We start from the raw sequence: 12,199 nt of genomic DNA, 5'->3' as shown, positions 1-12,199 counted from the left end.
ACGCCGGACCGCGAGAACGCCAGAGGGGCCCGTTCCGCCCCTTCAAGCTAGGCGCCGTCGCCGCCCGCCGCCATGCGTCGCGGGGCCGCAGGGGGCTTCGGCCGCCCCTGCCATCCTATCGGCGACGACGATCGCGAGCTTTTACCACGGGTTACGACCGACCAGCGACCACTCGCCTTTCATGGCCCTGCACCGGGTTAGAATGGCGACCCGGTCTTTGACATCTTCGCGTCCCGCCAGAACGCGCGCCGAAATAGACAGATTAGACGAATTAGACGGTGTTTTTGTCGGCGGACCCGCCGGCTAAAGTGCACGGATTGCACCTTAAAAATCTAGCAGACCTGCCCGGCGGCCCAGCCCGACGACCAGGCCCACTGAAAATTATAGCCGCCCAGCCAGCCGGTCACGTCCACCGCCTCGCCGATGAAATACAGCCCCGGAACCGCCTTGGCCTGCATCGTCTGCTGGTCCAGCGCGGCCGTATCGACCCCGCCCAGGGTCACCTCGGCGGTCCTGTAACCTTCGGACCCCACCGGCTTGACCGCCCAGGCGTTGACCGCCTGATCCAGCCGCCGCAGCACCTTGTCCGACAGGTCCGCCAGATTGCCCGACGCCCCTTCGCGCTGGCACAGGCTCTCGGCCAGACGGCGCGGCAAGATATGGCCCAGCGCGGTGTGCACCGCCTGTTTGCCGTTCGACGCCTTGGCCGCCTTCAACTCCTCGAACACGTCGCGGCCCGGCGCCATCGAGGCCACCACCGCCTCGCCCTCGCGCCAGTAGGAGCTGATCTGAAGAATGGCTGGCCCGCTGAGACCGCGGTGGGTGAACAGCATGGCCTCGTTGAAGCTGGCCTTGCGCGCCTTGGCCCCTTCGGGCGCCGAGGCGACCGAGGCGTCGACCGCCACGCCCGCCAGCGGCGTCAGCGTCTCCAGCAGCCCGGCCTCGAAGGTCAGCGGCACCAGGGCCGGTCGGGTCTCGGTGACGCGAATGTCGAACTGGCGCGCGACCTCATAGGCCCAGCCGGTCGCCCCCATCTTGGGGATCGACTTGCCGCCGGTCGCGACGACCAGCGACGCCGCCGTGACCTGTGATCCATCCGACAGGATCACCGTGAAGCCCTCGCCGAATCGTTCGATCCGCGTCACGCCGGTCTTCAGGCTCAGGACGACGCCCGCCGCCGCCATGTCGTCGGTCAGCATACGGACGATCTGCTTCGCGCTGTCGTCGCAGAACAGCTGGCCCAGCGTTTTCTCGTGCCAGGCGATCCCGGCCCTATCGATGCGCTTGACGAAGTCGTGCTGGGTGTAGCGGCGCAGGGCCGAGGTCGCGAACCGGGGGTTCTCGCCCAGGAAATTCGCCGGTCCGCAGCCCAGATTGGTGAAGTTGCAGCGCCCGCCGCCCGAGATGCGGATCTTCTCGCCCGGCCGGTCGGCATGGTCCACGACCCTGACCCGCCGCCCGCGTCGCCCGGCCTCGATGGCGGCCATCATCCCGGCCGCGCCGGCCCCGACCACCAAGACGTCGACGAGGGCGTCCGAAGACGCCCTCGTCACTTGGAACCTCGCGGTTCCAGCCTCGGGGAGAGCTTAGTAACGGTAGTGATCCGCCTTGAACGGGCCTTCGACCGGCACGTTGATGTAATCGGCCTGGTCCTTGGTCAGGACGGTCAGCTTGGCGCCCAGCTTGGCCAGGTGCAGCATGGCGACCTTCTCGTCCAGGTGCTTGGGCAGGGTGTAGACCTTGTTCTCGTACTTGTCGGCGTTGGTCCACAGTTCGATCTGGGCCAGCGTCTGGTTGGTGAAGGACGCCGACATCACGAAGGACGGGTGGCCCGTGGCGTTGCCCAGGTTCACCAGGCGGCCTTCCGATAGCAGGATGATCTTCTTGCCGTCCGGGAACTCGACGTGGTGGACCTGCGGCTTGATCTCGTCCCACTTGAAGTTCTTCAGGCCGGCGACCTGAATCTCCGAGTCGAAGTGGCCGATGTTGCAGACGATGGCGTTGTTCTTCATCTGCCGCATGTGATCGACGGTGATGACGTCCTTGTTGCCGGTCGTCGTCACATAGATGTCGGCGCGGCCGGCGGTGTCGTCCAGCGTCTGGACCTCATAGCCTTCCATTGCGGCCTGCAGGGCGCAGATCGGGTCGATCTCGGTCACGATCACGCGGGCGCCGCCCTGGCGCAGCGAAGCGGCTGAGCCCTTGCCCACGTCGCCGTAGCCGCAGACCACCGCGACCTTGCCCGACAGCATGACGTCGGTGCCGCGACGGATCGCGTCGACCAGCGATTCCCGGCAGCCGTACAGGTTGTCGAACTTGGACTTGGTGACGCTGTCGTTGACGTTGATGGCGGGGAAGGGCAGCTCGCCCTTTTCGGCCATCTGATACAGGCGGTGCACGCCCGTGGTCGTCTCTTCCGACACGCCGCCGATGGCGTCGCGGATGGCCGAATAGAAGCCGGGCTTCTCAGCCAGATAGCGCTTCATGACCTTGAAGAGAGCCTCTTCCTCTTCGTTCTGCGGATTGGCCAGGACCGAGATGTCCTTCTCGGCCTTCGGACCCAGCACGCACAGCAGGGTCGCGTCGCCGCCGTCGTCCAGGATCAGGTTCGGATAGCCGCCGTCGGCCCATTCGAAGATCTTGTGGGCGTAGTCCCAGTACTCTTCCAGCGTCTCGCCCTTGGTGGCGAAGACTGGCGTGCCGTTGGCGGCGATGGCGGCGGCGGCGTGGTCCTGGGTCGAGAAGATGTTGCACGAGGCCCAGCGCACTTCGGCGCCCAAGGCTTCCAGCGTCTGGATCAGGACCGCCGTCTGGATGGTCATGTGCAGGCTGCCGGCGATGCGGGCGCCCTTCAGCGGCTGGCTGGCGCCGAACTCGTCACGCAGGGACATCAGGCCCGGCATTTCGGTTTCAGCGATCTCGATTTCCTTGTTGCCCCAATCGGCCAGGGTGATGTCGCGAACGATGTAGTCGGTCATGGCTTGGGCTCCCGGCCGCAATGAGTTTGGGCCCTCATAGCCCGGCGCGCGCCGAGTATCAACAAACACATAAAGATATCCTTATGCGATCCAGGCTCAGCAGTTTCTTAATTCCTGGCCGGTAGAGACCTCATCATGGAACGCCGCGCTCTTCTCGGTCTCGCCGTCGTCGCAACGGCCGCCGCCTCGACCTCCGCCCGCGCTTCGAGCGGCGGCGCGGCGCCGTCGGCCGACACCTATATCCGGCTGCCAGTCATCACCGCCTCGATCCTTCAGGCGAACGGTCGTCGGGGCGTGCTGACCATCGAAACCGGCGTCGATGTGCCCGATGCGACCCTTCGCACCCGCGCCCAGCAGTCCGCGCCGCGCCTCCGCGCCGCCTACAACACCGCCGCCCAGCGCTTTGCCAACGGCCTGCGTCCCGGCGTCGTTCCCGACATCGACCAGCTGTCGGCCGCGCTTCAGGCGGCGACCAACGCCACCCTGGGCCGCCCCGGCGCCCGCCTGCTGCTCGGCACCGTCATGGCGGTCTGACTTCCGCCTCTAGAGGAACGAGTAGGGGTCCACGTCCACCGTCAGGCGGACGGAGCCCGGCACCTTCACCCGCTGAAGCCAGGCCCGCAGGAAGGCCTGGAGGTTCACGTCCCGGTCGGCCCGCACCAGCAGCCGCTTGCGCCGCCTCCCCCGCACCAGGGCCAGGGGCGCATCGGCGGGGCCATAGACCTCCAGCCGTTCGGCGTTGGGAATGGCCTGGGCCAGGTCGTTCGCCGTCTTCTCGACGGCGGCCGCATTCTCGCTGGACAGGATGATCGCCGCCAGCCGGCCATAGGGCGGCAGGGACGCCGCCTCGCGTTCGGCCATCTCGGCTTCCACGAAGGAGTCACGATCACCGGCTGCCAGCGCCATCAGCACCGGGTGCTCGGGCGTCCAGGTCTGAAGCAGCGCCCGCCCCGGCCGATCCGCACGCCCTGCTCGCCCGGTCGCTTGGGCCAAAAGCTGATAGGTCCGCTCGGCCGCGCGCAGGTCGCCGCCGCGTAGCCCGAGATCCGCATCCACCACGCCCACCAGCGTCAGGCGCGGGAAGTTGTGGCCCTTGGCCGCGGCCTGGGTCGCCACCAGAATGTCGATCTCCCCGTCCGTCATCTTCTGGATCAGGGCGCGGGCCGATCGGGCTTCGGGCGCAGTGTCGGAACTGAAGACCGCGGTGCGCGCCTCGGGGAACAGTTGGCGCACCTCTTCCTCGACCCGCTCGACCCCCGGCCCGACCGAGACCAGCGAATCCTCGGCCCCGCACGAGGGACACAGTTTGGGCCGCGCCATAGAGAAGCCGGTCAGGTGACAGACCAGCCGCCCGGTGTAGCGATGCTCGACCAGCCAGCTGTCGGTGTCCGGCGCCGTCAGCCGATGACCACAGACGCGACACAGGACCACGGGCGCATAGCCGCGCCGGTTAAGGAACAGCAGGGTCTGCTCACCCCGCAGCAGGGTTTCGCCGATGGCCAGCCTCAGCGGCTGCGACAGCCAGGTCTGAGGATCGGGCGTGTTCTGACGGAGGTCCAGCAGGGCGATGTCCGGCAGGACCGCCGTCCCGTGCCGCGCGCCCAGCTTCAGCCAGTCGTAGCGCCCGCTCTGCGCGTTCCACAGCGTCTCCAGAGACGGCGTCGCCGAGGCCAGGACAACCGCCGCCCCCTCGATCCGCGCCCGCGCCACGGCCAGGTCGCGGCCGTGATAGACCAGCCCCTCTTCTTGCTTGAACGAGCCGTCGTGCTCCTCGTCCACCACGATCAGGCGCAGGTTGACGAAGGGCAGGAACAGGGCCGAGCGCGCCCCGACCACGATGTTGCAGCGCCCGGCGACCACCGCCTCCCACACTTGGCGACGGCGCGGCGGGGCGACGCCGGAATGCCATTCGGCCGGGGCGGCGCCGAACCGCGCCGTGATCCGCTCGATCAGGGCCTGGGTCAGAGCGATCTCGGGCAGCAGTATGAGGATTTGCGCGGCCGGATCGGCCCGCAGCACCCGCGCGATCGCCTCCAGATAGGCCTCGGTCTTGCCCGACCCCGTCACCCCGTCCAGCAGGAAGGGGCGGAAGCCGCCACCCGCCACGCCATCCGCCATCGCCGACGCCGACGCCGCCTGGTCGCCGTTCAGCGACGCCGGGGCGTGGTCGGGATCGGGCCGGTCGAACGCCGCCTCGGCCGCGATCTCGATGATCTCCAATACGCCTTCGTCGATCAGGCCCTTGACCACGCCCGATGACACGCCTGCCGCCCGCGCGAGATCGGCCGGCGGCATGGCGCGATCGCCCAGGGCCTCCAGCACGCCCGTCCGCGCCGGGGTGGCGCGCGACGGCGACCGCTCGCCCAAGCGTCGCACCCGGCGTTCCGGCCGGGGCCGAGGAGCGCGCAAGCCCTTCAGCGCCGTCGCCGCCATCTCGCCGGGCGCCGACAGGGTCCAGCGTCCGGCCCATTCGACGAAATCCATCACGCCCGCCGGCAGGGGCGGATCATCCAGGCGGCTGTCGATCGCCTTCAGTCGCCGGTTTGAGCCTGTGGTTTCGAACACCTCGGACACCACGCCCCGGATCAGGCGCGGCCCCAGCGGCACGGCGACCTGATCGCCCCGCGCCAAATCTCCGTGGGCCAGGCTCAGCGCCTCGGGAACCTCGTAGTCGAAGGCCTCCGGCACCGGCAGTGGAATGAGGACCGAGGCGACTTTCACTTGATCCTCCCCCGTCGGGGGAGGGGGACCGCCCGAAGGGTGGTGGAGGGGGCGGATCGCGAACTGGGTGTCTGGGGCTGGCCCCCTCCACCGCTTCGCGGTTCCCCTCCCCCGATGGGGGAGGATTTGGCTCGCCTCGCCGCCTCGGTGACGCTAAAAGCCCTGCCCATGAAACTCTTTCTCGATACCGCCGACGTCGTCGTCATCAAGGACATGGTCCCCACCGGAATGGTGGATGGCGTCACCACCAATCCGTCGCTGATCGCCAAGTCGGGTCGGAACATCGCCGAGGTCATCGCCGAAATCTGCGCCCTGGTCGAGGGGCCGATTTCCGCCGAGGCCGTCTCGCTCGATTTCGAGACCATGGTCAAGGAAGGCGACAAGCTGGCCGCCATCGCGCCGAACGTGGTGGTGAAGTTGCCTCTGACCTGGGACGGTCTGCGCGCCTGCCGCGTCTTCTCCGACAAGGGGATCAAGACCAACGTCACCCTGTGCTTCTCGGCCGCCCAGGCCTTGCTGGCCGCCAAGGCCGGCGCCACCTTCGTCTCGCCGTTCGTCGGACGTCTGGAAGACAACGGCGCGGACGGCATCGGCCTGCTTGAAGAAATCCGCGTCCTGTATGACGTGCATGGTTTCGAGACCCAGATCCTGGCCGCGTCCCTGCGCAATGTCGGCCATGTCGCCGCCGCCGCCGTCGCCGGATCGGACGCCGCCACCTTCGGCGCCGACACATTCAAGGCCTTGGTGAACCACCCGTTAACCGACAAGGGTCTTGATGCCTTCGTGTCGGACTGGGCAAAGACAGGCCAGTCTATTCTGTAGCATCGCGGTTCCCAGAGAGGTCTGTTTGAGCGGCTCATTGGACCTTTTCGAAACGTCGGAATCGGACGCAACGCCCCATATCGGCGACGGCTTGCATTGGCCCGACGTGCGCGGCTGGCTGCAGACCCATCCCCAGACCCTGCTGGACGATCGCTCCCTGCTGGAAGAGATCGGTCTGCGGCCGCATGGCCGCAACGTCGTCGAGTTCGGGGCCGCCGCCCTGACGCGGCTGGAGGCCGTGGTCGAGCGCGAGACCGGCGCCCGGCGCGAGATCGAACTGGTCGCCCGCGCCAACTTCGCCGCCCAGACCCAGACGCACGTCGCGACCCTGGATTTGATGGAGGCCAAGAACCATTCCGACCTGGCCCGACGACTGGATGCGGCGGCGCAGGGACGGTTCGGCTTGGCCGGCGCCGCCATCGCTCTGGAAAAACCGGGCGGCGTACCCTTCGGCTGGCGCGCCCTGGAAGAGGGCGATGTCGACAATCTGCTGGGCGAGCACGGCCTGACCTGGCTGGGCCCGATGATCTCGGGACTGAATTTCTTCGGCGCGGCCGAGGATCAGGTGCGGTCCATCGCCCTGGTCCGCATGGCCCCGCACCTGACGCCGGGCGGGCCGCCGCGCCCCTGCATCTGCGCCTTCGGCTCGCCCGAGCCTGAAGGCTTCACGCCTAATATGGGCTGCGAACTGGCCGCCTTCCTGGCGCGGGTGACGGAGCGGATGGCCGAGCGATGGCCGGTCCTGAACTGAAAAGCCCTGAACTGACCGCCTCCGACGCCCTGCGCGCCTGGCTCGATCACCTGGCGCACGAACGTCGGCTGTCGCCGCGCACGCTGGAGGCCTATGGCCATATCGGTCGGCTCTATGTCGCCTTCCTCGAACACCATCGCGGCGAGACCCTGTCGCTGAAGGACATGGGGACGATCACCGCCGCCGAGGTCCGCGCCCACATGGCCGAGCGGCGCTCAGGCGATCACCCGCTGGCAGCCCGGTCGCTTAGCCAGAGCCTGTCGGCCATTCGCGGTTTTCACGCTTTCCTCGACCGGCGGTTGGACACGCCCGCCCCGCAGCTGGCCCTGGTGCGCGGTCCCAAGGTCAAGCCGTCCCTGCCCCGGCCGGTGACCGAAGATCAGGCGCGCGGCCTGCTGGCCGAACCGGACGCCGATCCCGACGCCGAACCGTGGGAGGCCGCGCGTGACAGAGCTGTCCTGACCCTGCTCTACGGCTGCGGCCTGCGGATCTCCGAGGCCATGTCCCTGACCCGCGCCGATGCGCCGCTGGGCGAAACCCTGCGTATCGTCGGCAAGGGGTCAAAGACGCGGATCGCGCCGATCCTGCCCGCCGTGCGCGATGCGGTGGACGCCTATCTGGCCCTGCTGCCCTTCCCGCTCCAGCCCGCCGACGCCCTGTTCCGCGCCCGCCGCGGCGGCCCCTTAAGCCCCCGTCATGTCCAGGCCTCGGTCCAGCGGCTGCGCGGCCGGCTAGGTCTGCCGGAGCGCACTACGCCTCACGCCCTACGCCACACTTTCGCGACCCACCTGCTGGGCGCCGGCGCCGACCTGCGGTCGATCCAGGAACTGCTGGGCCACGCCAGCCTGTCGACGACCCAGAAATACACCGGCGTCGACGCGGATCGCCTCTTGAACGCCTATGCGGCCGCCCATCCCCGCGCCTAGCGACGCGGCGCGGGCGGAGCCGGCGGCACGCCGACATCGGGCTGCGCCGGCATCAGGTTTCGACCCAGCGCCCGTTGATCCGGCACGGCGTAGCTGATCGGCAGGGGGCAGTTGTTCTGATCGCGCCGGTCCAGCAGCAGATAGCGCCGGACCTGTCCGTCATCGAGCGATCGATCCAGCGTCATGGCGCCGGCGCCGCCTTGCCGAGCCTGCATCAGCGGATCGCCGCAACGCTGCGTGTCCGCCCTTGGTGCGGAAACAACAAGATCACGGCTGGTGATCGCGCTGGAAGACGCCGCCGCGGGGTCGGCCAGGGCCAGCATAAGCAAGGTCAGCATCGCATCCTCCTGTTTCGGCTGGGACGATACGTCGACAACCCCCGATTGGCCAGACCGCGCCGAACGCTGGGCGAGAAGGCGCAGCCGCGCTGAGACACGACGGACAAGAATATGTCTCAGGCTCTTCGCCAAAAGCGCGTAGCCTGCCCTGCCCTGACGAAGGCCCGAGGAGGACAGGCAATTGCGGCCAGGGTTTGGCGAAGGATCGAGCGTGAAAACGTCGCGGCGCAAGACGCTGGGCCTGCTGGCGGCTGTTCCGTTTGTGTCCGCCCAGACCGCCATCCCAGCAGACCCGCCCGATCAGGTGCGGCTCTTGCAAAATCTGCTGACGCGGATGGGCGTCGGCGTGCGTCTGAACGGAAGCGTCCAGCAGGTCTTCGTCATCGACACCGGCGCCGAGCGCAGCGCGGTCTCGGCCGAGCTGGCCCAGGCCTTGGCCCTGCCGCCCGGCCGCCCGGTCGTGGTGCACGGGATCACGGCGGCTGAGGTCACGCCGACCGTCGAACTGGCGCAGATCGAGATCGGGCGGCGGCGCTTCAGCGACCTGACCCTGCCGGTCTTCCCGCGCGACGCCCTGGGCGCCGACGGCCTGCTCGGTCTGGACCTGTTGTCCCGCTTTCGCCTGACGCTGGACGTCAACGCCCGCCAGGTCGCCCTGTCGCCGTCAGGGTCGACCAGCATCGCGCTGACGACCAGCCCCGACTCTACCCGGCCACAGCAACAGGACGTGCTGGTCGCCGGTCGTCGCGGTCGCTTCGGTCAGCTGATCCTGACCCGGATCGAGGTCGCCGGCGTGGAGGTCGCCGCCTTCATCGACAGCGGCGCGCAATATTCGATCGGCAATCTGGCCCTGATGCAGGCGATCGACATCGGTCAGGCCGCCTGCCCGTCCGAGCCCGTGCGGATGGTCGGCATCGTCGGCGGCGCGGTGACGGCCCGCACAGGCACGACGCCCGCCCTGCACATCGCGGGACGATCGCTGGGCCCGACCCCGCTGCTGTTCGCCGATCTGCATGTGTTTCAGGTCATGGACCTGATTGACAAGCCCGCCCTGCTGCTGGGCGCCGATATCCTGAGCCGGTTCAGCCGCATCACTCTGGATTACGGGCGCAGCCGCGTGGCCTTCGGCGGCGTGCTGCGCCGTCGTGCGCCCGACTGATCAGATCGCCTTGATCGCCCCGCCGTCCAGTCGGATCAGCGAGCCGGTGACATAGGCCGCCAGCGGACTGGCCAGGAAGGCGGCGGTGGCGCCGAACTCCTCGGTCGTGCCGATACGGCCGACCGGGATCGATTTGACGGATTCAGCTCGCGCCTCTTGCGGCGTCGTGCCGGTGCGCTCAGCGGTCGCCTGGTCCAGCCTTTCGATCCGCGGCGTATCGATCCGCCCCGGCAGCAGGGTGTTGACCGTCACCCCGTCTGGTCCGACCTCATTGGCCAGGGTCTTGGCCCAGGCCGCGACCGAAGCCCGCAGGGTGTTGGACACGCCCAACGCCGCCGACGGCTCGACCACTGTGATCGAGGCGACGTTCAGGATGCGCCCCCAGCCGGCCGCCCGCATGGCCGGCAGCACCCGGTCCGTCAGGCGGAAGATCGACAGCACCATCGACTCGAAATGATCGCGCCACACCGCCGGCTCAAGCCCCGACACGCCCGACGGCGGCGGCCCCCCGGTGTTGTTCAACAGGATTTCGATGTGCCCGCCCAGCAGATCCTCGGCCCGGTCCGTCGCCTTCAACAGCGCCTCATGGTCCGCCAGGTCCGCTGTTACCATGACCGCCCGGCCAGGCCCGGCCGCATTCAACGCATCCGCCACGGCCTGAAGCTTGCCTTCATCGCGCGACAGCAGGGCGACGTGCGCGCCCTCCGCGACCAGGGCCGTCGCCACGGCGCGGCCAAGGCCGGATGAGCCGCCGCAGATCAGGGCGCGCTTGCCGTCGAGTTTCAGGTCCATGGTCTTCTCCGATCCTGTGTGGCCCCGATATCGGATGCGTGGGTCCCAAGCGCAACGCGGCGTTAACCGAGACGGCGCACCTTCTTTGTCGAGCGGCCGCCGAGACCGCCAGGACAGGCCGGGGAGGGCTCGCCCATGTCGACCAAGATGACGTCCAGCACCCGCCGCCACAGCGACCATTTCGAGCCGCAGGACACCGATCCGCACGAACAGCGTCGCCTGCGCGGGCAGCTGGAGCAGATCGACTACGCCGCCTACGTCGCCAACAAGGAGGTGATCGGGCACGCCCTGAGCGGCGTGGACGCCGGCTCGCTGCAAAAGCTGGCGGTCATGACCGCCACGGCCCGCGCCAAATGGGTCGCGGAATCGCTGCGCCTGGCCCACTCCGGCTCGGCTGTCACGCCGGACCAAGTCGCCCGCCTGACCGCCGCTCGCACCGCCTACGACGAACTGGCCGAAGCCTACGAGGCTCTGCGCCGGGTCATCGAACGGGGCTACGTCGCGCTGCGGTGATCTGCCGAGACCGAGTGTCCGGAACCGGGCGCCCTCATTGTCGTTCTGCGGCCATGAAAATCGCTCGCACCGCTTCCATCGCCCTGATCGTCGGCGCCGCCCTAGCGCTGGGCGCCTGCGCCACCCTGCAACGCGGTCCCGTCGGCAACGCCGCCGTGCCCCAACCCGCCAAGCCGGTCGATCTGAACCGCTACGCCGGCTTGTGGTATGAAATCGGGCGCTACGAGAACGGGTTCGAGCGCGGCTGCGAAGGGGTGACCGCTCAATATACGGTGCGCGATGACGGTCTAGTCGGGGTGCTGAACACCTGCCGACAGGGTGCGGTCGCCGGTCCGGAAAAAACCTCCGAGGGCAAGGCCAAGATCGTCGAGGGCAGCGACAACGCCAAGCTGAAGGTATCCTTCTTCGGCCCCTTCTACGTTGGCGACTATTGGGTGCTGGACCACGCCGACGACTATTCATGGTCCATCGTCGGCGAGCCGTCGGGTCGCTACCTCTGGCTGCTCAGCCGCACCGCGCAACCCTCGGCCCAGACCCGCGAAACCATCCTGAACCGCACCCGCGCCCTGGGCTATGACCTGACCCTGGTCCGGCCGACCCAGCACTGATCGCCCGGCTCACGCCGCCCCGAAGCCAACCCGTCTCCAAGGATCTTCCATGCGTATTGCAGCGCTTGCCGCCCTATCGGCCTTTCTGATCTCTGCAGGATCGGCCTCGGCCGAGACCATTTCGACCCACGTCCTGGATTTGGCGCGCGGCGTGGGCGGCCGCGATGTGCCCGTCACCCTGGCGATCAAGGACGGCGACGGCGGCTGGCGACAACTGGCGACCGCGCGCACCGACGAGAACGGTCGCGTCCGCTCGTTCGGCGATCAGGTCACAACCCAGGTCGCCACCTACAAGCTGACGTTCGACATGTCGCAATACGGCGACAAAGACGCCCAGCCCTTCTTCCCCGAGATCGACGTGGTGTTCCAGGTCCGCGACCCGAGCATCCACTACCACGTCCCCGTCGTCGTCAGCCCCTACGGCTACAGCACCTACCGCGGCAACTGAGCGGGTGTCCGAACGCGGCTTGTCGTTGAGGATATGATCAGGAGCGCCTGGTGGAGCCGAGGGGAGTCGAACCCCTGACCTCGTCATTGCGAACGACGCGCTCTACCAACTGAGCTACGGCCCCGTTTCCAGCGTGGGATCGG

At 68.3% G+C, this 12,199-nt stretch carries 13 protein-coding genes and 1 tRNA gene; 8 read left to right on the top strand and 6 right to left on the bottom strand.

Annotation, left to right across the window (positions count from 1 at the left end):
- Window positions 1-332: 332 nt before the first annotated feature.
- Window positions 333-1,553, bottom strand: a complete 1,221-nt coding sequence (locus ASF81_RS08380; protein WP_082503503.1) for an NAD(P)/FAD-dependent oxidoreductase — start codon at window positions 1,551-1,553, stop codon at window positions 333-335.
- Between the two features lie 33 nt (window positions 1,554-1,586).
- Window positions 1,587-2,978, bottom strand: a complete 1,392-nt coding sequence (gene ahcY, locus ASF81_RS08375; RefSeq protein ID WP_017506126.1) for an adenosylhomocysteinase — start codon at window positions 2,976-2,978, stop codon at window positions 1,587-1,589.
- A gap of 135 nt (window positions 2,979-3,113) precedes the next feature.
- Here ahcY and ASF81_RS08370 point away from each other — a divergent pair, with 135 nt between their 5' ends.
- The gene (locus tag ASF81_RS08370; RefSeq protein WP_055807568.1) at window positions 3,114-3,512 is read left to right on the top strand and encodes a hypothetical protein; all 399 of its coding nucleotides are present in this window, start codon (window positions 3,114-3,116) and stop codon (window positions 3,510-3,512) included.
- A 9-nt stretch (window positions 3,513-3,521) separates the two neighbouring features.
- Here ASF81_RS08370 and ASF81_RS08365 read toward each other — a convergent pair whose 3' ends face one another.
- Window positions 3,522-5,699: a primosomal protein N' gene (locus ASF81_RS08365; protein WP_055807565.1), complete on the bottom strand. Its 2,178-nt coding sequence runs from the start codon at window positions 5,697-5,699 to the stop codon at window positions 3,522-3,524.
- Window positions 5,700-5,867: 168 nt separating this feature from the next.
- Between ASF81_RS08365 and fsa the strand changes: the two genes are divergently transcribed.
- Genes fsa through ASF81_RS08350 form a run of 3 tightly spaced genes read left to right on the top strand, consistent with a single transcriptional unit; the run spans window position 5,868 to window position 8,198 of the window.
- Window positions 5,868-6,521 (top strand): fructose-6-phosphate aldolase, encoded by a 654-nt coding sequence (fsa, locus tag ASF81_RS08360; protein WP_055807867.1) that lies wholly within the window; start codon window positions 5,868-5,870, stop codon window positions 6,519-6,521.
- 37 nt (window positions 6,522-6,558) lie between these two features.
- Window positions 6,559-7,272, top strand: a complete 714-nt coding sequence (locus ASF81_RS08355; RefSeq protein WP_039243945.1) for a DUF484 family protein — start codon at window positions 6,559-6,561, stop codon at window positions 7,270-7,272.
- Window positions 7,254-8,198, top strand: a complete 945-nt coding sequence (locus ASF81_RS08350) for a tyrosine recombinase XerC (RefSeq protein ID WP_055807561.1) — start codon at window positions 7,254-7,256, stop codon at window positions 8,196-8,198. The genes ASF81_RS08355 and ASF81_RS08350 overlap by 19 nt, the downstream gene beginning before the upstream one ends.
- On the opposite strand, the gene ASF81_RS08345 is transcribed toward ASF81_RS08350, so the two are convergent.
- Window positions 8,195-8,536: a hypothetical protein gene (locus ASF81_RS08345; RefSeq protein WP_055807558.1), complete on the bottom strand. Its 342-nt coding sequence runs from the start codon at window positions 8,534-8,536 to the stop codon at window positions 8,195-8,197. The genes ASF81_RS08350 and ASF81_RS08345 overlap by 4 nt on opposite strands.
- Before the next feature lie 211 nt (window positions 8,537-8,747).
- On the opposite strand from ASF81_RS08345, the gene ASF81_RS08340 reads away from it, so the two are divergent.
- Window positions 8,748-9,695 (top strand): aspartyl protease family protein, encoded by a 948-nt coding sequence (locus tag ASF81_RS08340; RefSeq protein WP_055807555.1) that lies wholly within the window; start codon window positions 8,748-8,750, stop codon window positions 9,693-9,695.
- On the opposite strand, the gene ASF81_RS08335 is transcribed toward ASF81_RS08340, so the two are convergent.
- The gene (locus tag ASF81_RS08335; RefSeq protein ID WP_055807553.1) at window positions 9,696-10,487 is read right to left on the bottom strand and encodes an SDR family oxidoreductase; all 792 of its coding nucleotides are present in this window, start codon (window positions 10,485-10,487) and stop codon (window positions 9,696-9,698) included.
- Between the two features lie 135 nt (window positions 10,488-10,622).
- Here ASF81_RS08335 and ASF81_RS08330 point away from each other — a divergent pair, with 135 nt between their 5' ends.
- The 3 genes from ASF81_RS08330 to uraH are packed head-to-tail and all read left to right on the top strand — an operon-like array spanning window position 10,623 to window position 12,056.
- Complete coding sequence (locus ASF81_RS08330) at window positions 10,623-11,000, top strand: hypothetical protein (RefSeq protein ID WP_055807550.1); 378 nt, start codon at window positions 10,623-10,625, stop codon at window positions 10,998-11,000.
- A gap of 53 nt (window positions 11,001-11,053) precedes the next feature.
- Window positions 11,054-11,608 (top strand): lipocalin family protein, encoded by a 555-nt coding sequence (locus tag ASF81_RS08325; protein WP_055807547.1) that lies wholly within the window; start codon window positions 11,054-11,056, stop codon window positions 11,606-11,608.
- Between the two features lie 49 nt (window positions 11,609-11,657).
- Entirely contained in the window at window positions 11,658-12,056 is a 399-nt protein-coding gene (uraH, locus tag ASF81_RS08320; protein ID WP_055807545.1) for a hydroxyisourate hydrolase, read from the top strand.
- Window positions 12,057-12,104: 48 nt separating this feature from the next.
- Here uraH and ASF81_RS08315 read toward each other — a convergent pair.
- Window positions 12,105-12,180, bottom strand: a tRNA-Ala gene (locus ASF81_RS08315).
- Between the last annotated feature and the right edge of the window lie 19 nt (window positions 12,181-12,199).

Source organism: Brevundimonas sp. Leaf168 (assembly GCF_001423685.1).
Classification (GTDB): domain Bacteria; phylum Pseudomonadota; class Alphaproteobacteria; order Caulobacterales; family Caulobacteraceae; genus Brevundimonas; species Brevundimonas vesicularis_C.
The sequence above is the reverse complement of the archived record's forward strand: the minus strand, read 5'-3'. Positions and strand labels throughout refer to the sequence as shown.

Bases quoted from the DNA above. Each gene is read 5' to 3' on its own strand.
- ahcY (WP_017506126.1), bottom strand. From the start codon at position 2,978: ATGACCGACTACATCGTTCGCGACATCACCCTGGCCGATTGGGGCAAC.
- ASF81_RS08370 (WP_055807568.1), top strand. From the start codon at position 3,114: ATGGAACGCCGCGCTCTTCTCGGTCTCGCCGTCGTCGCAACGGCCGCC.
- fsa (WP_055807867.1), top strand. From the start codon at position 5,868: ATGAAACTCTTTCTCGATACCGCCGACGTCGTCGTCATCAAGGACATG.
- ASF81_RS08350 (WP_055807561.1), top strand. From the start codon at position 7,254: ATGGCCGGTCCTGAACTGAAAAGCCCTGAACTGACCGCCTCCGACGCC.
- ASF81_RS08345 (WP_055807558.1), bottom strand. From the start codon at position 8,536: ATGCTGACCTTGCTTATGCTGGCCCTGGCCGACCCCGCGGCGGCGTCT.
- ASF81_RS08335 (WP_055807553.1), bottom strand. From the start codon at position 10,487: ATGGACCTGAAACTCGACGGCAAGCGCGCCCTGATCTGCGGCGGCTCA.
- ASF81_RS08330 (WP_055807550.1), top strand. From the start codon at position 10,623: ATGTCGACCAAGATGACGTCCAGCACCCGCCGCCACAGCGACCATTTC.
- ASF81_RS08325 (WP_055807547.1), top strand. From the start codon at position 11,054: ATGAAAATCGCTCGCACCGCTTCCATCGCCCTGATCGTCGGCGCCGCC.
- uraH (WP_055807545.1), top strand. From the start codon at position 11,658: ATGCGTATTGCAGCGCTTGCCGCCCTATCGGCCTTTCTGATCTCTGCA.